This is a genomic window from Sphingobacterium sp. LZ7M1, assembly GCF_024296865.1.
Lineage (GTDB): Bacteria > Bacteroidota > Bacteroidia > Sphingobacteriales > Sphingobacteriaceae > Sphingobacterium.
Genome location: NZ_CP101134.1, coordinates 121869 through 139250, shown reverse-complemented (window position 1 = coordinate 139250; position 17382 = coordinate 121869). Strand labels below are relative to the sequence as shown.

The window sequence follows — 17382 nt, the reverse complement described above, 5'->3', positions numbered from 1 at the left end:
GCCTCCTTTTTTTATGTGCTTATTTATCCTGAACCCGATATAGTTTATCCCGGTCCAAGAGATAAATATGCTCTTTATCTAAAGCATAAATGGCATGTGATTCCCCGATAAAGGTGGAACTATCAGAACGCAATAATGGTTTCAAAGTCATATCTTCTCGATCCAATTTATAGGCAAAGGCTGTACGTCCATCGTCATTATCGGAAGCCATGCTGGTCACATAGATTTCTTGACCTAATCCGGTGATATCGGTAAGGGTTAAATAATCGCCTTCGTTATAGATCTCGATTGGGTTGAAAGGTTTTGGAAAATCCAGTCTTGTCCAGTTTTTGGCCAAGTCGGTCGATCTCCAAAAGGATCTGGAACCTGCTGCAAACAATTCATTGGGATTGACCGACCATAAGGATCGCAGCGTCGCATCCGTATTGTATTGCATATTGGAAGTGATATCCTGCCAGGTTTTACCAGCATCAGTAGTGATATAGGTTATCCCAATGGAATCATCCAAAATAATCCATGTCTTTTGGTCCAAGATAGATAGTTCAACCAAGGCATAATCCTTGAGAACCGACCCTTCCAAATTTATCGCTTCCCAGGTGTTCCCTGCATCTTTGGTCGACATCATGATAGGTCTTCCGTTGTCTTTCCTTTGACCTACCACTATTCCAAAACTATCATTTAAGAAACGGAGCTTATACCAAGCAATGCTTGCCTCCGAGGAGTATAAGGATTGGGAATTGAATACCTCCCATTTTTCAAGATTCTGGTCGGTCCTGAATACATATTTACTTTCTCCTAAAACAAAGATGTGCTCTTTGGTCTTGGCTATACTATGGAAAGCATTTGCAAACCTGGAAAAGTCTAAGCCCTTCCAGTTTTTCCCCGCATCGGTTGTAGCACGTATGCTGAGATTGGTACCACCTACAATCAGACCTTTTTGGGGGCTGAGAAACAATACGTCATTGAAAAAGCTAAAGGAGAGATCATTATTTTGATATAGGATATCGGCTTCCGTCCCATTTGCAGCGTTTTTTATCTTCGATGGCTGAAATGGAATATCGAAACTATAGTTTTCCTTTTCAGTCAATTCGGGAACTTTGTCGATCGAAATGTAATTTTCATTGACCTGAGCTTTGCAGGAGCTAAAAAATGAACAGCTAAGAACCGAAATCAGGATCGCTTTATAGCTCCATTTGATAGTTAGGGTGATTTTCATAGGCGAGGATTTTTAAGACCCAACTTCTTGCAGGAAGGATTCAAGGTCACTGTCTTTGGAAAGACCAAACTTCTGTTTCAATCTATATTTGAACATCCGGACTGATTGGGCTTCAATGTGCAGCACCTGGGCAATCTGCTTGGTTGACATCTGTAAATAGATGTATGCACAGTACCGCAGATCTAATGGAGTCAGTTTTTGGTTCGCTTTTTCAATCAATTGAGAGAAGAAAGTCGGGTGCAATTGCTGGATCTGCCATTTAATATCATCGAAATCTGCATTCAAGAGGGTTTCTTCACGCAACAAACGTTGAATATCGCGCGAATCACCATCCTGCAATTTGGATTGGATCTGCTTGAGCATATCATTTTTGTGCTCAATGATCAGTGAATTGGCAAGGGCTTCTTTTTGTAGCTGTTGATGTTTCAGCTCCAAAAGATCCTGCTCGGCCTTTAACCTAGCTTGCTCTTCCCTCTCCAACTTTACCTGCATTTCGGCATTCAACTCAGCATCTTCTTTTTCCATCGCCAATTTCTTTTCGCGTTCGATGGAATAACGAAGTTTGAAGTGATAGGACCTAAACATAAAGGCCAAGCCAAGGGTGGCCAGTATAGCCAATCCACCATAGAGGTAGTTCTGTCTCTGGCGCAAATCAGCCGTTTCTCCCAAAAGCTTTAGTTGTTGATCTTTTTTCTCGGTTTCATACTGGATTTCCAGCTTTTGGGTATTGGTAATCTGCTCCTGATCGAAGTTCTGTTTCAGGACGCTTTCCGACTTTTTCTGGTAATTCAGCGCAGAGGTGATATCACCCTTTTTCTCAGAAAGGTCTGCAAGATGCTTATAGAGCAGGTATTCCAATCGGAACAGGGAATTATCCCTTCGGGAGTCCAATCGGCTGACTCCCTGGATCAGATATTGTTCTGCCAAGGCAATATTTCCTTCTTTGATAGCAAAATCACTTTTGATGCCGTATATGTTGATCCATCTGCTGAACCTCGCGCGATCGTTTTTAAGTTCTATTTCCGCTTCATCCAAATACTTATAGGCTTGTTCCTTTCTCTTGGCAATCGGGCCATTATCAAACTCCAGATAATAGTTGGCCAAATTAATGGATGCCACAACAAAGGTATTGCTGCTCACCTCGGCAGGAAATTGCTCAAAGAGTTGATAGGCCTTTTCCAGGTGGTAGAAATTGCTATCGATATCCTTTTGTTCATTGGTCTTCCTATATCTATTTAAGTACACGCTGGCAAAACCGAGATGGACATTGGCGATGTAGTTCTTATTATTGGTCTTTTTGGCGTATTTATCACATTCTTGGATATAATGCTGCATTTTGTCGTTTTCATCCCAACCTGTGTAAGTCGCATAGATCAAGTAGTTGAAATAATAATTGAGATTATCTACGTTCTTTTCATTTTCCAAAAGCTTGAGGGCTTCCTTGGAATCCTTGATGACTTCATCAGTCAGGTTCAGGTAGCTATTTAAGAATGCTTTCGCTCTTAAAGCCATCGCTTTGCTGATGGGGCTATTGGTTTTGTCCTGTTGCTCGATGACGATATCTACGGCTTGACTTCCCAGTTTCAAGCTGTCCCTTTCCAATAGGATTCCGCTCTTGAAGGTATTCAGATAGATAAGATCATCGGGTCCATTGGCGGGATTCTTAAGGGCTTGGTTAAGGATTTCTAAAGATTTATCGTCCTGATTTTTCAGGTTTAGGAGCTCCACTTGCTTCACCACATCCTCAGTGCCATCGAGTAGGCTTTGTCCCCATACCGTAACCGTATTAAGCAAAAGAAAAAGGATCAGGATATTTCTCATATGGATAATTGAACAAAAATTGGAATTGGCAATCTATTATTTTTTTTTGATAGAATGGTTTCTTCAGGAAAGAATCAAAAACCTAGCCAAGGAATTATAGCCCTGTAAGCCAGATTGTTGCGTTTTCTGTATATACTTTGTATATACAGAGTTGGAGCCTGTATACAGATTGTGCTCAACCGTGTGCTGAAGTTTCCAAAAATGTTTAAGAAATTTAAATTGAAGAAAAGAGAGCTTTAGAGTTCCGTAATTAGGTTACAGAGAGAAAGGCTTCACACACATTATTAAATTCAGGAAGGAATATGAGTTCAAAAGCACAAGCAGTATTAAGTTATCTGGGAATCCTTTGGTTGCTGGCCTATTTTGCGGGGAAAAATAATAGGGATCAATTCAGCGCCTACCATTTGCGTCAAGGTCTGGGGTTAATCATCTCCTCCTTTTTGTTCGTGATCATTCTGTCCATATTAATGGCTATAGCTCCATCTATTGCCTTTATTTTCAACTTATTTAGTCTGCTAATTTTTATTTTGATGATTGTTGGCATTCTTCATGCTATTAATAATGTTGAGAAGCCTCTTCCATTTATAGGAGAATATTTTATGGATAAATTCCCTTTTATTGAAAACAACAAAGTAAATTGATATGTCTGCAATTATACATTGGTCATTATTATTTCTGGGTCTGATCCTATTAGGGTTTTCGATTTCCCTATATTTAAAGACAAAGAAAATGTTGGCAAAAGGTGTTTACGGGAGTGCTGTCGTGATAGAGAACAAATTAGTGCGCTCCACGGACGAAAAGGGTACTTCGATGATGTACCAACCTGTGATGGAAATAAAAGCGGGAGAAAAGACCTATCCCTTTAGCCCTAACTTCAGGTCCAATCCGCCTCAATATAAGGTAGGTGAAAAGGTTCCTGTGGTCTATGAAGCTTCAGATCCGCAGTCTGCAAGGATTGTATCTTATTGGGGATTGCACCTGGGCAGTATTATCCTCATGCTTTTTGCCCTGCCGATGCTAACAATTGGCACTGGCTATGTGTTATTCAAATATGGTATCATTTAAACCCTAAATTATGTCTGAACAATGTTCATTATATATCAAAGTAAGGATTTCGAAAGAAGACCTTGATACTTTCCTAAAGGCAAGACCCATTGCAAGTACCATAAACAGTAACTGGCTGGAATGGTGGGACTCTAGGGTGATGCATTCCAAGATGGACCTCAAAAATATTCCGGCATATATCGTTCCTACGAATGGAGACTTTCTTGAGGATATCTTGGAAGATAAATATATAGTTGCTAGACAAGCCTATAAAGATGGGTATTGGTATCTGTTAGGCCTACAGTTTTCCGAAAACTATACGGAGATCTTGCCAATGATCTCTTGGATCAAGGATCTGGCGGCACACCTAGAGCCAGACGCGAAAGGGGTGGCTTTTATTTATGATTATTTATGGGGCGATAAGACGGTCATGGCATACATAGAAATTTCTGAAAAATTAGGGAAATTGAGCCGTACTAGTCGTACAACGGAAATCAACCAGGAGGTCCTTAAGGAGGCTAATGAAATGTTCGAAATCTTATTAAACAGCTTAGAAGACAAAGATTAATACAATGAATGAGGTAAAAATATTCTTTATCATTATTGGGACTTTTTTTATGCGTGAGCAACCCAGCTTGGTTGCAGAGAAGGCCGTGATAAGTGTGGATCCTACTAAAAAGCAGGTGGTTATCGTTCAAAAGAACTTGATATCGACCGTCGAAGAGCAATCTGTTCAGAAAACGGAGGAGTTCCAAAAACTTAAGAACAAGGAGTTGAATTGGGCAAATGAACTCAGCATCTTTAAAAATAAAGAGATCAGCCTTCAAGAAAATGGAAACTCCGTAGCATTGACGGTTTCATTTAACTATGATAAACCCGAAGATCTTAGCATCATTAACATCGATTATAATGAGTCACAATTTTCCACTTTCATCGATGAAAAAATAAAGGGCCTAACTGGAGATTTCCATGTGGAGGAGCCTTATTTGGTTTTTAAAGGGAATAAACCATTCTCCTTTGAGGTCAGTATTTATGACGAGTGGTTAGAATCCGACACGCCTCCTTTACAGTTTAGTAAAGAATTTCTTGGCCAACCTTTGGTCATGAAGAAATCTGATGCCGTCAAAGGAAAAGGCTTGATCCAAACTGCTAACCCTTCAACTTACGGCTCTAATCCTTCCTATATGGATAAAGGTTTAAACCTGTTTTTTGCAGAAGATCAAGATTTTGTCCTGTTGAACGAGGAAACGGAAATTGAGGTCAGCTATTTTGACAATAACACCTTATTGATTCCAATCAATGCGGGTACTGCCCCTGTTAAAGGATTAAATAAAGGAGATAATTATTTTGTCTTCCAAATGGATGACATGAATAATAACCTGACGTTATTTCCTTCAGATAAAAACGGGAAAATAATGGAGGGTAAAACTCCCTTATACTTTAGCACAATGCCAAGGGAGTAAAATAAATGAGGTCCAAGGCTTAGCTTTGGACCAATTAGTTTTTTCCGAAATAATCAGGAATAATATCTTTAGAATTAGGACCTAGAAAGTTCCATTCCAGACTTTAAGATTGAATTGAGTTTGATAAGCTTTAATACCGCTGGAAGGATGACTAAAATCGAAGCAGCCACCAAAACAGAAAGTATTAAAGTTTTTTCTTGTTTAACAAAAAGCCCAACAGTAGTTATTAATAAGGTCATAGCCATTGCTCCGCCACAAATAATAGCGAAAGTAAGCTTGCGTTGTAGGTTCAAATCTCTGATAACCTCACTCATTTTCTTGTTGCTTCCCATAATGCCCAGTATTAATTAAGTATCCTAATCTTGTCAACTGATAGTAGTACAAAAGATGTTTTTCATTTTGTAGCTACAAGTTTACAAAAATAAAATATTAATAATGCAAGAAAAAAATAAAATTGTTTGAACAACAGTTGTTTAGGTAAATAATTACACGTCAGGTAGTTGTTAATTATCTGTGAATTAATAAAAGCGTTGTTTTCTTAATTCCCCTTGCTAAAATATCCCCATAAAAAGCTGTAACTGAGGAAAACCCAGAATACAATAGCAACAATATGGATTACAGTCTCCAATCTTCTTCCTTTCCATAAGGATGATGGGTATATAAAAAATTGAAAAAACAGCCTTATCAGCCAGAAAAGCCCTAAACCTAAGCAAATCTTCCTTCCTAATTCAGTTTGTAACAGATCTTCTGCAGATGTAACACAAAGCAGCCCCATCAAGAACACTGTAAGCGCAATAAAAAAGGTGTGCACTTTCATCATCGATCTATTGATCTGCTGCAGAGGGGCCAGGTCTTCCTTCCAGCCAAAGTACTTCGGGAATATGACATGGATGCAGGATAAGAGTATCAATAAGTAACCAATAATCTCAATTTGGAGTTCCATTCGGTTTAAGTTTAAATATGGAGACAAATTTAGTTGTTTTCAGTTCTTCCGTCACCTTTAATCCAGCAGTGGCAAAGCAGGTCTCCCAATTGCTTTTCGGATAAAAGTGCATAAATCCGATGTTATAGGCCAAAAAGTTTGGAACATCCCTTAAATGCTCCATAATAATAATTTCACCCCTAGCATCACAAACCCTTGCTAACTCTTTCAGAAAGGCTATCCGCTCATTCACATTCCTGATCTCATGTGCGGAAAAGATGCAGATAACCTTATCAAAGGAAGCCTCTGCAAAAGGAAGTTCTTCTGTCTTGACTAGCAGTGTATCTTGACTGGATGGATAAGCCTTCCTCGCCCTCTTTATGGAGAGCTCGGTATGTTGTAATGGGTCATAGAAATCCGCCTTCTGCAAAATAATGTCGGGGAATTGCTGCTTCAGGATGTCACTGGTCTCATCAAATCCAGCACTGATGTTTAGGACCTTCAAGCAATTTAGATCACCAACCTGTTTTAATTCATATAGGCCGGAAAGATCGTATACATAGTAGGAAACCAGTAAAGTGACCAAAACCTGTGCGAATGAAAGGAGAACAAGAACATAGATAATAAGCTGTAGCATTCCACTGCTCATTGCCCCCCATATAAGCAACAGCAGAGCGACAACAAATAATATGAAGTATTGATGCCAGTTAAAGCGTACGATATTCCAAACTCCTTGAAAATTTGTCCTTGTTAGCATGGATCAAATACTCCTTTCTTCCAATAATATGGAACATCACGGATCTCAAAGGCATTAGAGAGTTGAATATGCTGAAAGTTAAAACGATCAATGAAATCAAAATCGGCAGTGATTAATTCAATGGGTTGAGCAGTCCAGTTCTCCCTCACGCCTTCAATTATCAAAACTTGGTTCTTTGTTTGATCGATCTCAAATGTAAAGGGTAATGGCCCTACAAAACGTCGAGCTTCTTTCCATGAGGGAAATACAGAGTTGACGGGGAGTTTCATCTCGCCATCAGTTTTTCTTGAATACAGCAGGGTAAATTTTGATTTATCGGATTGTATTTCAACTTGATGACCTTCTATTTTTTGTGAAATATCAGTGGTGGTATAAGCATAACGGGTAAAGAGATTGCCTAAGAGCTCCATTTTCAATTTATTGGTTTCAGATTTAAGGATATAGAGACCGCGCAGGTTTTTACCGGTACTGGTCTGATATCTTACAAAGATTCTATAGCCTATCAGAAAGAAATCATTCCCTAGAAACTTGGGAAATCCCTTTGGTCTGAGATCCTTGGTCTTGACCATTGCTATCGTCAAAAAGCCCCATTTATCTTCATATAGATCCAGTGTCAATGGCTTAGGAACATATTTTTCCAATTCTTCTTTAGCAACGGCAAAGGTCAGGATCGTTGAGCTCTCAAAATAAGCTTCAACCGCAAAGGGATGATTTTGGAAGTTAAGCAATTCGGTTACTCCTTTCCAAACCTGCTTGCAGAACAAATTCCTGGTAGTAAATCAATGCTGCCAAACAGAATGCAAAGACAATGTTGAACCTGCCCCAGAGCAACATATGGGCTGCAAGAACAAACTCCATGATATTCATGCTTACAATCAAAAGGATCTGGGCAATAGCACTCAGCCGGCTATATTTCCTTGAAATTATCCAGATAGCCATGAACACTTCAGAAATTCCGATAGCAATAGTCAGAGGTCTTGCATAGGTCTCTCCCAAGATCTCAGCGACGATCTGTTGATGCCTCGGTACCAGGTTCAATACCTTACAGAATAATCCGTTGATTAACCAAACCAACGAAAAGCAAAGGACCAGAACCTTATTCCAAAATCTAACTCTTTCCATGTATATCGCTTGTACTATATCAGTATGATGTATAACAGCCAATTAAAAATAACATATTTTATCCTCCTCGCCTATACACATTATATCTACTACGGTTTTTAATACCATTTTTACTGATTGAATAGCTACCTTGAACTAAATCATCCTAGGATTGTTATTTTCGACTAGAAAAACATGGTAGCTATGCAGGACATTCTAATCTTTGACCATATCAGCGAATACAACGCTTTCAATAATAACAAAACCTTACATCCGTTGGTCAGTGTAATTGACCTGAATAAAGCTGATGTTAGGACCTTACGAAAAATGAGGTATGACTTTTATTTAGTTTTCCTGAAAAAGATCAAATGTGGCGATCTGCGTTATGGTCTGGAAAACTACGATTATGAGGAAGGCACCTTGATTTTTATTTCACCGGGCCAAGTCATCGGCGAGAATGGAACTGAAGCCTATAAACCTCAGGGATATGCCCTTGCCTTTCATCCGGACCTGTTGGCTGGTACAAGTCTAGCTAAACGCATGAAGGAATTACATTTCTTCTCCTATGCCGTGAATGAAGCTTTGCACCTATCCGAAAAGGAAAGAAATATTATCTTGGACTGTTTTTCTAAAATAGAATATGAACTGGAGCAGAATATGGACAAGCATAGCAAACAGCTCATCGTGTCCAATATCGAATTGTTCTTAAATTACTGCGAGCGCTTCTATGACCGCCAATTTATCACAAGGGAACATGTCAACAAGGGAATCTTGCATCGCTTTGAAGAGCTCTTGGATGAGTACTTTCACTCTGATAAACCAAAACTCTTGGGAATGCCTTCCGTATCCTTTTGCGCTGATCAATTACATCTATCCGCAAATTACTTCGGGGACCTGATCAAAAAAGAAACAGGTAAATCTCCACAAGAATATATACATCAGAAGTTGATCAAGGAAGCAAAAGATCTATTGTTTGATCGAAATAAGAGCATCAATGAGATCGCCTACGATCTAGGCTTTAAGTATCCTCAGCACTTTTCCCGGTTTTTCAAGAATGCCGTTGGAAATAGCCCGAATGAATTTAGATCTATCAATAGCAACTAAACAGCGTATAAAACAAAGATGCCCGATAATCTCGGGCATCTTTGTTTATGTTAGTTAGCTGTTAAAGCTACTGCATTCAATTGTCTTGGGGTACCATCTGGTCCTACGGCAATTATATTATCAAAAATAACGCGGGAACCTGGGGTGATACCATTCAAAGCTGATTTCATGGCAGAACTCAATTTCCCTCCTGAAGTAGAAAGGACAATGGCATCTGCACGTGGTTTAGCAATGATCAATGAGAATTTTGTTACTCTAAAAGAAGCATCAAAATCGAAGTTATCCAGTTTAGCGAAGATAGCATTCTGAGCTTTGATGGCCACAGTTGCCATTGCTCCGCCCGTTTTACCTGCAAACTGCGCAATTGGATCTGGAATTCTTTTCACACGGAACTCCGTTGTACTCAAGGTCTGGGTTTTTCCAGGAGCAACCTCAGCTGAAACAGAAATCCTTGCTGTCCCCGGAGAACTCACCTTTACATTGTATTTTCCACCCGAACCACTGATGCTACCTCCAGCCATGCTGACCTTGATCTTATTGGTCGGAGTTCCTGGAGCTGAAACCGAAATAGGGTTAGTTACTCCGATATATAGTACGTTCATTTTATCTGGCGATACCACAGCAGATGGTCTTGATACCTGATAAGTCTGTTGAGGGGTGCGATATTCCTTGATCGAACCATCAGTCTGCTTCACCTTGATCACACCTGACCAAGTAAAGATCCCTTCCTGATTCGTAGGAACACGGTAAACACCTTTTCCATCCACTACCTCCAGATTATTTCCATTTACCGAAATTGCCGGTTGCGACTTGGAATCCGAAGCCGTCAAGAAGACTTCAGCTGAATAAGGTTGGCCTTGAACCAAGTAAGAAGTAGGAGCTACAGCTACTGCAGCAAACTTATCCAAGTTCACTACCGCCTGATCCATTTTCCCTAAGATCAATTTCACCACATCCGACTCCGCATTTTGTGCATCCGTTTGGATCTTCGTCAAAATGGTCATGGCTGCCGTCAAGGGCGTACCACTTCCAAAGTTGATCTCTTCCCATTTGCGCTTTCCGTTCACTGCTTTTTCAGGGTCACTGGCTTCCAGAGAGAAAGAAACAGATTTCTGTTCTTCCGGAGTCAATAGCGCCAATAACTTAGAACGGGTACTGTTGATCTTCTCTTTCAGTTCTTCCCCTTTTTTCTGGTTGATCATCAAACTAGGGGCGATATCTTCATTCTCGCGCATCTTCAGGTCACCGGTTTTTTCATCATAGCCGCCACCTTGTTTTACGAAATCCTCTTTGATACCGTTGATGTACTGGTTTAAGTCGTTGATAATTGCCTGTGCATTCTTAGCCTTATCGTAAATAGGTTTTGCCCTACCGGGTTCATCCTTTAACTTGGTGCTTTCAAATGCTGCGAACAATTGCTGGACAGAGTTATTTACGTTGGATTTTGAAGTCTCCAAACTGTTGTTGATATTCTTAAAGGCATCCAATATTGAATCGGGTACATTTAATGCGAGCAAGGCAAGTAACACGAGATAAAGAATGTTTATCATCCGTTGCCTTGGCGTCTCTCTTCCTAATGCCATATTTCTTTTTTAAAATTTTACTTGGATGAATTACACTCGAGGCTGGTTCATAGCGCTCAACATATTGCCATACACCGCATTCAGTGCGTTGAGGTTTTTCGCTAATTTGTTTACCTCGTCTTTGAAAGCTTTGGAATCATCCAAAGATTCATTGAAGTTTTTCATTGTAAAACTTAAATTCTCATAGAAATGGTTCATCGACTGTAAGTGAGAAGCCGAATCACGAAGTTCTTTTTCGTACATCGTATTCAACTGGCGCAAGTTGGAAGTCAGGTTCTGTACTTGCTCATGATAGCCGGTTGTATCCGTGTTGGTATTAGCCATGGCTACCAGGTTAGCAGAAGCTTTCTCGAAAGCTACACCTAAGTTGTCAAATTTGCTGGTCGCAGATCTCAACTTCTGGGTAAACTCATCCGTAGCCAGGGAAACATCGCTGATCCTGTTGATGGCAGACACTTTTTCACCAAAATCGCGCAAACCTCTTCCAAGGTTCTCAATGGTAGCAGGCTCAATATTTGCATCTGCGAACATTTTATCCAAGGCTGCAGTTGCAGAAGGTCCTTGCGGAGCATTCACCACCTGTGCAGATCGCACCGGCAATTCACCTTGAAACTTTTCATCCAATTCAGGATACACTCTTGACCAATCTGGTTCTTGAGGTGGAGGATTGAAACCCATCAAAAAGAATAGAATTGCTTCTACCGTCAGACCTAATCCGATCATGTAATTTGCCCATGACCCTCCTAGATGAAGGATTTTAAATAATACACCGATAATTACGATACTTGCTCCCCAAGAAATGGCAACATGTAGCCATCTTGAATTGTCTTTCTTTCTACTCATAATGTAAATTTTGCTAACCCTGTATAAGTGGGATGTTTATTGGATTCTAAAATTGACTTTCTTCGTTATAACTTCCTTCTTCCGTGGAGGAGCCTTCCTCCGTGCTGCCTTCCTCGGTACCACTTTCGGTTTCTTGATTGTTCTGCTCACTCTGTTTCAACAATTCCTCCAACTGCTGCTCACTTTGTTGCTGCTGTTGGTTTTGTCTTTGTTGGTGCTGCTGCTCCATCAATTCCTTTTGTCTCTTCTGCTCTTCCTCAATCTTCAGGTCTTGTTCATGACCTTCCAGGTTTTCGGCTTTCACACCTTTAGGCGTAGTCCACAATTTCTTTTTATAAGAGTCGAGCTTGTCTTCCAGCACTTGGGAGTTATCGGTTTGCAAACTGTCCGTTCCCGCAAAGGTTGCCTGTTGCAACATGCCGGGAGAAGATTCACGGACAATCTTGCTGGCAAACTTACGCTGCACAAATAGGTCGTCCATGGTCATATCATAAAGGCCACGGTCGGGGTCAGAAATATCAACTTTGACTAGACTATAGCGCAACTGAGGGAAATACAACCAGAAAGCTGGTGTAGAACCTACCGAAGTCGCCAATTCCGAAGAAGTAGTAATGTCCATCAAAGGAGCAACACCAATGATCCTAGTTTCTAGGCGACCACGCTGTTTATCAAAGAAGATGTCCTCCTTGATCCTGAATTTGGTTACACGTTCCGGATTAAATTCATTCAAGGTCATCCTTGAATCAATCTGGTTACCTTCATCATCAAAGATTGGCACCAATACCGAATCGGCAAACCTTGCCATACCCTCACTTGCCGAAAGCTTCCCTTTGAAGGAATCATCCTCAGGGTTGTACGGCGTCAGTTTACCTGTTTCTATACCTTTCATGATCACTTCCATCAAGGAATTCCCAGGAACGGCATAGATAAAGTTACGTTCATCCTTCAGGTCAATATCCCGCCATACCCTTTTGTAAAACCTAATGTTCTTCAGGTTTACCTCCGGATAGGCAAAAGGGACAGCATCTTCCAAGTTGTTCACTTGGTAAAAGCCATCTGTAGTCGGTATCGTGTCAGACAGGATCTCTCCCTGCGGTACTTGCATCGTAGAATCATCCCGCATTTGGATTACTGTCTGGTTAATTACGGTGCTATCAGGTATCGTATCGATACTTTGTGCCATTATTGGAGATATTCCAAACGCCATGGCCACTACCATCATCCAATTTTTCATTTTAATAATCTTTAAATCGTTCACAGATTGATGTTAATATTTACGGGTCTTGCTCTGTACTGTTGGCAACTCGAATGCCGACATCACACATCTAAACCCTATATATGAATGTGGTTCATAATCCACTGAATAGTTTCTGGTTTCGCTGTTCAATTGCTCACCATTGTCTTTCCAAGATCCACCACGAACAACTTTTCTCTTCAATGCATCGGCATCCTGTTCATCTGCATCATAAAGCAATACTGGGTTCAGGTCGTTCACAAACGCAACAGCCGAAGGCGAATATGCATCCAGGGTCCATTCTGAAACATTACCAGCCATGTTGTACACACCGAATTTATTAGGCGTATAAGATTTAACCGGCAAGGTAAATGTTGCACCATCCCTAGAATAGGTACCCTCACCCTGTTTATAGTTTACAGCCAGTTTCTCTTTTCCATCATTACCATCAATGGTCATTTTCGTCCCTGCAATCGTATCGCGAGGGTCGATTTTACCTTCTGCAGCATATTGCCACTGGGCTTCCGTAGGAAGACTGAATGTCAGTTGGTAACCGCTCAAGTAGGAATTTTTCATCAAGTTGGCCATCATTTCCTTACCTCTCCAATCCGAATAGGCACGAGCCTGTCTCCATGAAACGCCGACTACGGGATAATAATCAAAAGATTGGTGGGTGAAATAATTGGCATCTAGGGAGGTTAATTGGGCATTTGGAAAGTCTCTCGACCAAATGTCTTCTGCTGTAACTACCGAAACTGTATCCGTCACATATTCTTTTTTCAGGTTGCCTTTGGTTTTCAAAAAGGAGAAACGGTATTTGATCACTTCCGGATTCAAGGCCCTCGTCGAACCTTTCATCTCCAACATGGGAGCAATGCGCTCGGCGATGGTAGGATCTGAACTCATCCAGATAGGAGAAATACTCCTTACCTTTTTCCAGTTAATTCGCCTTCCTTCACCGCTTTCACTTGCGATATCCAGAAAATACTGGTCATCCTGCAAATAATCAGTAACTGCGATCGAATCCGCTACCCAGTTTACGAACTGGCGATATTGCTTGTTGGTAACTTCAGTCTCATCGATAAAAAAAGCACTCAAACTGACGTTCTTGCCCACATTACCGCTGTCCAAAGAACCTTTGAACAAGATTGTTCCCGAAGGGATATACACCATCCCCGGAGGAGCTGGCAATTTTCCGCCACGGAATGCAGATACTTTTGGGGCTTTGTAAAAATTGTTTGAAGAGTTACAGCCTGTAATAGCAAAAACAAGCAATAAGCAAGCTGCAGTATATATTCGATTTAGGAATACGCTATTCATACTTTCCATTGTTTAATTTTATAGTAGTTGAAAATGATTGATTTAGGAATGCTTATTTACGCTGAAACAAAGCATATTTAACCCCTATTGAGATATAGCTATAGTGATCTTGTTTACTGTTGATCACACCGTCCAGATTGTCTTTGGTCGTGATCGTATGTTGGTAGTTCAAGTTGATTGCCCATTGCGGACCATACAAGCCTCTTCCAATTGGAAAATCAACCCCTAGGTTGATGGGAACCACAAATTGGAAACCATCCAGATCCTGTGAAATTTCACCACCCTGCCCAACAACAGCATTTGCATAATTAGGATCGATGTTGTTTTTAATGTTGTTTTTCACAACTCCAGCACCGGCACCTAAATAGATGTTTGCAAGGATTTTGTGGAAAGGATCTGATTGGAGATTATAATAGCTATAATTATCCGGTAGGTTCATAAATTGACCAATCCTAACCTTCGCATTCGCATTAAATGCATAGTAGTCATTCTTAAAAGTACTGGCATAACCATTCCCTCCTAAAGCACCTTTTTCTGCATGAATACCGGCCGAAATAAAGGGAGTAATCAATCCATCCACATCAATATGACCCGCTAAATTAGTTTCGACATTCGCCAAGTCGGTCAGATTGATCGTAGGCCCCGCTCCAACACCAACACTAATCGGACGAGAGAATTGTGCTTGCGCTGATTTAAAACCACAAACTGCAAATAATAGTAAAGAAAAAATAGTTTTTTTCATGTTAAGAATTCTTGTTAGCAATACAATACATTATTATTTAGACGAATTTTGAGGCCCTTTATTATAAGTTCAATAAAAATATAGGCTCAAAATTATTAAGTCGTAAAATTTTACCAGCCTTTCTTGTCACAAGAATCTTACCAAAAGATGTTAAACGAAAATTGCAACACCCGATTCATAGCAAATTTTTCCTTTCAGAAAAACGCAAAAATACGCACCACAAGTACACTCAGATGACATTTTGAAACATATACGTTTAAACATATATTGACCTAAAATTATTTTACTTTTTTTATTTAGGACAATGATTCACATGTTGGTTTTTAATATTAAAAATTTAAATGTTCAAACTGCTATCCATATATCGCTTGAGAATCGACAAATAAAAGATAGAAAAGCAATGCGCATAAATATTGGGATTTTCGATAGGCTATGGACTCGATTTTTAATGCCATTCATATTGGATAAATTAATAGCTATTGGATAAACTTTTACCGATACACAACAAAAAAAGAGGCGCCCATTCGGACACCTCTTTTGCATTATTTATTGATTAACTATTATTGACTACTCTTAGTAACCTGGGTTTTGAACAAGTACGCCGTAAGACAAGTCCATTTGACCCTGAGGTACAGGCATCAAATACAATTTATTGTCCCAGATACGCTCTTGCGCCAATGAGTTTTTCAGGTTATAGATATTCTTCATCACATCAGGTGCAGTTTTCCAACGACGAATATCCAAATAACGCATACCCTCCAATGCTAACTCCACTTTTCTTTCCTGACGGATTGCATTTCTAAGGGCTTCCTTGCTAGCGTATTTTGTACGGTCTAGCTTTGGCATTCCCGCACGCTCACGGATCTGGTCAATGGCAGCATAAACCGTTGCATCTGGTCCAGTAGCCTCATTTTTCGCCTCTGCGTAGTTCAAAAGAACTTCAGCATAACGGATCAAGATCACGTTTGCATGGTTATCCAGGTTATCCCTATTCGCCTTCGTATCCACCATTTTCCTGAAGTTATAGCCCGTTTTGGACATATTGCTCGCTCCATCCACCCAAGAGTACTTATATCCACCATCGATGGTCAAAGCATTCCAAGGCGCTGTTTCAAATAGAATGGATGCATAGAAACGAGGATCCCTGTTTTTGTATTCCTGAAGGAAAGCTGTTTTGTCCTTGTCTGCATATCGTTGAGCACGCTCTTGGTTACTCGGTGCAGTAACTGCTTCCCCAGTCTTGAAGTTCTGGTAACTGTTTACCAGCTCCTGTGTCGGCGTCAAGGAACTCCATCCACCTACTCCACCTTCTAATAGATAGGTGTTTAAATAGTTTGGCTGTGCCTGTTGGATATATTGTCTTTCCAGGATAACTTCCGAATTACCTTCATTAGCTTGATGGAAAATCCCCTCATAGCTACGCAAAGCCAATCTGAATTTCTCTTGTTCTGCTGCATTAGCGAAATCCACCAACTTACTGTAATCGTCTTTTTGGTCAACCTCAGCTTCTTGCGAAGTCTTGAATAATTGATAACCCAGACCCATTACTTCCTGTGCCGCTGCAGCAGCTTCCGCATACTTCGCTTCATTCAGGAGAATTCTTGATTTCAAGGCCAAAGCTGCACCTTTTGTAATTCTACCTTTCTCATTGGATTTACCTCCAGAATAAGAAGTAGGAAGGATTTTTGCAACCTCATCCAATTCTTTCAGCACAAAAGAGATTACCTCATCTTTGGAAGATCTAGGAACGTTCAGTTCCTCTTCCGCAAAGCCCAAAACCTTTGTAATCAATGGAACTCCGCCAAACTTGCTAGCCATATTAAAATAACGGTAAGCACGCATAAATCGAACCTCTGCTTTAAAACGGTTCTTTAAGGTCTCGTCCATGGTAGCCTTGTCCACATTCTCCAAGAAATAGTTGGTCTTACGAACAGTCTCATAATTCCAACCTGCGTTCAAGGCTGTACTTACGATTCCTGAAGAAACCGAAGTTGCAGTGCTCTCCCAAGGGTATTGTGCATGCGCAATATCTGATGCTCCATCCTCGTAGATGATACCATCCCCTGGCAATGTTGCGTATATTCCGTTTACCGCTAGGTAAACATCATTTTCAGTTTTCCAAAAGGTCTCTTCTGATACGGAATTCAATGGAATCCTTTCCAAGAATTCATCCTTACAGGATGTTAATGTAAGGGCTGCAAATAGACCGATATATATAAATCTTTTCATTTT

At 40.4% G+C, this 17382-nt stretch carries 18 protein-coding genes; 5 read left to right on the top strand and 13 right to left on the bottom strand.

Annotated features, from left to right (window positions below; translation table 11 throughout):
- Positions 1-19 precede the first annotated feature (19 nt).
- Entirely contained in the window at positions 20-1216 is a 1197-nt protein-coding gene (locus NMK93_RS00590) for a YCF48-related protein (RefSeq protein ID WP_254526674.1), read from the bottom strand.
- Between the two features lie 12 nt (positions 1217-1228).
- Positions 1229-3037 (bottom strand): hypothetical protein, encoded by a 1809-nt coding sequence (locus NMK93_RS00585; RefSeq protein ID WP_185212868.1) that lies wholly within the window; start codon positions 3035-3037, stop codon positions 1229-1231.
- 302 nt (positions 3038-3339) lie between these two features.
- On the opposite strand from NMK93_RS00585, the gene NMK93_RS00580 reads away from it, so the two are divergent.
- The 4 genes from NMK93_RS00580 to NMK93_RS00565 are packed head-to-tail and all read left to right on the top strand — an operon-like array spanning position 3340 to position 5544.
- Positions 3340-3678, top strand: a complete 339-nt coding sequence (locus NMK93_RS00580) for a DUF4870 domain-containing protein (RefSeq protein ID WP_254526675.1) — start codon at positions 3340-3342, stop codon at positions 3676-3678.
- 1 nt (position 3679) lies between these two features.
- Positions 3680-4102: a DUF3592 domain-containing protein gene (locus NMK93_RS00575; protein WP_185212866.1), complete on the top strand. Its 423-nt coding sequence runs from the start codon at positions 3680-3682 to the stop codon at positions 4100-4102.
- A gap of 10 nt (positions 4103-4112) precedes the next feature.
- Positions 4113-4649, top strand: a complete 537-nt coding sequence (locus tag NMK93_RS00570; protein WP_254526676.1) for a hypothetical protein — start codon at positions 4113-4115, stop codon at positions 4647-4649.
- Between the two features lie 4 nt (positions 4650-4653).
- Positions 4654-5544: a hypothetical protein gene (locus NMK93_RS00565; RefSeq protein ID WP_254526677.1), complete on the top strand. Its 891-nt coding sequence runs from the start codon at positions 4654-4656 to the stop codon at positions 5542-5544.
- 74 nt (positions 5545-5618) lie between these two features.
- On the opposite strand, the gene NMK93_RS00560 is transcribed toward NMK93_RS00565, so the two are convergent.
- The 5 genes from NMK93_RS00560 to NMK93_RS00540 form a co-directional block, all read right to left on the bottom strand.
- Positions 5619-5876 carry a hypothetical protein gene (locus NMK93_RS00560; protein ID WP_185212863.1) on the bottom strand — a complete coding sequence of 86 codons (258 nt, stop codon included), beginning with the start codon at positions 5874-5876 and terminating at the stop codon, positions 5619-5621.
- A 206-nt stretch (positions 5877-6082) separates the two neighbouring features.
- Complete coding sequence (locus NMK93_RS00555; protein ID WP_185212862.1) at positions 6083-6487, bottom strand: hypothetical protein; 405 nt, start codon at positions 6485-6487, stop codon at positions 6083-6085.
- Positions 6471-7223 carry a class I SAM-dependent methyltransferase gene (locus tag NMK93_RS00550; RefSeq protein WP_254526678.1) on the bottom strand — a complete coding sequence of 251 codons (753 nt, stop codon included), beginning with the start codon at positions 7221-7223 and terminating at the stop codon, positions 6471-6473. Before NMK93_RS00550 ends, NMK93_RS00555 begins: the two co-directional genes overlap by 17 nt.
- Positions 7217-7951 (bottom strand): DUF2071 domain-containing protein, encoded by a 735-nt coding sequence (locus NMK93_RS00545; protein ID WP_185212860.1) that lies wholly within the window; start codon positions 7949-7951, stop codon positions 7217-7219. Before NMK93_RS00545 ends, NMK93_RS00550 begins: the two co-directional genes overlap by 7 nt.
- Complete coding sequence (locus tag NMK93_RS00540; RefSeq protein WP_254526679.1) at positions 7944-8345, bottom strand: DoxX-like family protein; 402 nt, start codon at positions 8343-8345, stop codon at positions 7944-7946. The genes NMK93_RS00545 and NMK93_RS00540 overlap by 8 nt, the downstream gene beginning before the upstream one ends.
- 183 nt (positions 8346-8528) lie before the next feature.
- Between NMK93_RS00540 and NMK93_RS00535 the strand changes: the two genes are divergently transcribed.
- A complete protein-coding gene (locus NMK93_RS00535; RefSeq protein ID WP_254526680.1) occupies positions 8529-9428 on the top strand; it encodes an AraC family transcriptional regulator in 900 nt (299 codons plus the stop codon).
- Between the two features lie 50 nt (positions 9429-9478).
- Here the strand turns inward: NMK93_RS00535 and gldM are convergent, their stop codons facing one another.
- From gldM to NMK93_RS00505, 6 genes are all read right to left on the bottom strand, one after another.
- On the bottom strand, positions 9479-11011 hold the full coding sequence (gldM, locus tag NMK93_RS00530) for a gliding motility protein GldM (RefSeq protein ID WP_254526681.1): 1533 nt from the start codon (positions 11009-11011) through the stop codon (positions 9479-9481).
- A gap of 30 nt (positions 11012-11041) precedes the next feature.
- Positions 11042-11854, bottom strand: a complete 813-nt coding sequence (gldL, locus tag NMK93_RS00525; RefSeq protein WP_185212856.1) for a gliding motility protein GldL — start codon at positions 11852-11854, stop codon at positions 11042-11044.
- A 46-nt stretch (positions 11855-11900) separates the two neighbouring features.
- Complete coding sequence (gene gldN, locus NMK93_RS00520; protein ID WP_185212855.1) at positions 11901-13088, bottom strand: gliding motility protein GldN; 1188 nt, start codon at positions 13086-13088, stop codon at positions 11901-11903.
- Positions 13089-13121: 33 nt separating this feature from the next.
- Complete coding sequence (locus NMK93_RS00515; RefSeq protein WP_185215747.1) at positions 13122-14408, bottom strand: SUMF1/EgtB/PvdO family nonheme iron enzyme; 1287 nt, start codon at positions 14406-14408, stop codon at positions 13122-13124.
- A 52-nt stretch (positions 14409-14460) separates the two neighbouring features.
- Positions 14461-15150 (bottom strand): outer membrane beta-barrel protein, encoded by a 690-nt coding sequence (locus tag NMK93_RS00510; protein ID WP_185212853.1) that lies wholly within the window; start codon positions 15148-15150, stop codon positions 14461-14463.
- Between the two features lie 573 nt (positions 15151-15723).
- Positions 15724-17379 carry a RagB/SusD family nutrient uptake outer membrane protein gene (locus NMK93_RS00505; protein ID WP_185212852.1) on the bottom strand — a complete coding sequence of 552 codons (1656 nt, stop codon included), beginning with the start codon at positions 17377-17379 and terminating at the stop codon, positions 15724-15726.
- Between the last annotated feature and the right edge of the window lie 3 nt (positions 17380-17382).

Coding starts and splice junctions, on each gene's coding strand:
- NMK93_RS00575 (WP_185212866.1), top strand. CDS start 3,680: ATGTCTGCAATTATACATTGGTCATTATTATTTCTGGGTCTGATCCTA.
- NMK93_RS00580 (WP_254526675.1), top strand. CDS start 3,340: ATGAGTTCAAAAGCACAAGCAGTATTAAGTTATCTGGGAATCCTTTGG.
- NMK93_RS00590 (WP_254526674.1), bottom strand. CDS start 1,216: ATGAAAATCACCCTAACTATCAAATGGAGCTATAAAGCGATCCTGATT.
- gldM (WP_254526681.1), bottom strand. CDS start 11,011: ATGGCATTAGGAAGAGAGACGCCAAGGCAACGGATGATAAACATTCTT.
- NMK93_RS00505 (WP_185212852.1), bottom strand. CDS start 17,379: ATGAAAAGATTTATATATATCGGTCTATTTGCAGCCCTTACATTAACA.
- gldN (WP_185212855.1), bottom strand. CDS start 13,088: ATGAAAAATTGGATGATGGTAGTGGCCATGGCGTTTGGAATATCTCCA.
- NMK93_RS00565 (WP_254526677.1), top strand. CDS start 4,654: ATGAATGAGGTAAAAATATTCTTTATCATTATTGGGACTTTTTTTATG.
- NMK93_RS00540 (WP_254526679.1), bottom strand. CDS start 8,345: ATGGAAAGAGTTAGATTTTGGAATAAGGTTCTGGTCCTTTGCTTTTCG.
- NMK93_RS00585 (WP_185212868.1), bottom strand. CDS start 3,037: ATGAGAAATATCCTGATCCTTTTTCTTTTGCTTAATACGGTTACGGTA.
- NMK93_RS00550 (WP_254526678.1), bottom strand. CDS start 7,223: ATGCTAACAAGGACAAATTTTCAAGGAGTTTGGAATATCGTACGCTTT.
- NMK93_RS00560 (WP_185212863.1), bottom strand. CDS start 5,876: ATGGGAAGCAACAAGAAAATGAGTGAGGTTATCAGAGATTTGAACCTA.
- NMK93_RS00570 (WP_254526676.1), top strand. CDS start 4,113: ATGTCTGAACAATGTTCATTATATATCAAAGTAAGGATTTCGAAAGAA.
- NMK93_RS00515 (WP_185215747.1), bottom strand. CDS start 14,408: ATGAATAGCGTATTCCTAAATCGAATATATACTGCAGCTTGCTTATTG.
- gldL (WP_185212856.1), bottom strand. CDS start 11,854: ATGAGTAGAAAGAAAGACAATTCAAGATGGCTACATGTTGCCATTTCT.
- NMK93_RS00555 (WP_185212862.1), bottom strand. CDS start 6,487: ATGGAACTCCAAATTGAGATTATTGGTTACTTATTGATACTCTTATCC.
- NMK93_RS00535 (WP_254526680.1), top strand. CDS start 8,529: ATGCAGGACATTCTAATCTTTGACCATATCAGCGAATACAACGCTTTC.
- NMK93_RS00510 (WP_185212853.1), bottom strand. CDS start 15,150: ATGAAAAAAACTATTTTTTCTTTACTATTATTTGCAGTTTGTGGTTTT.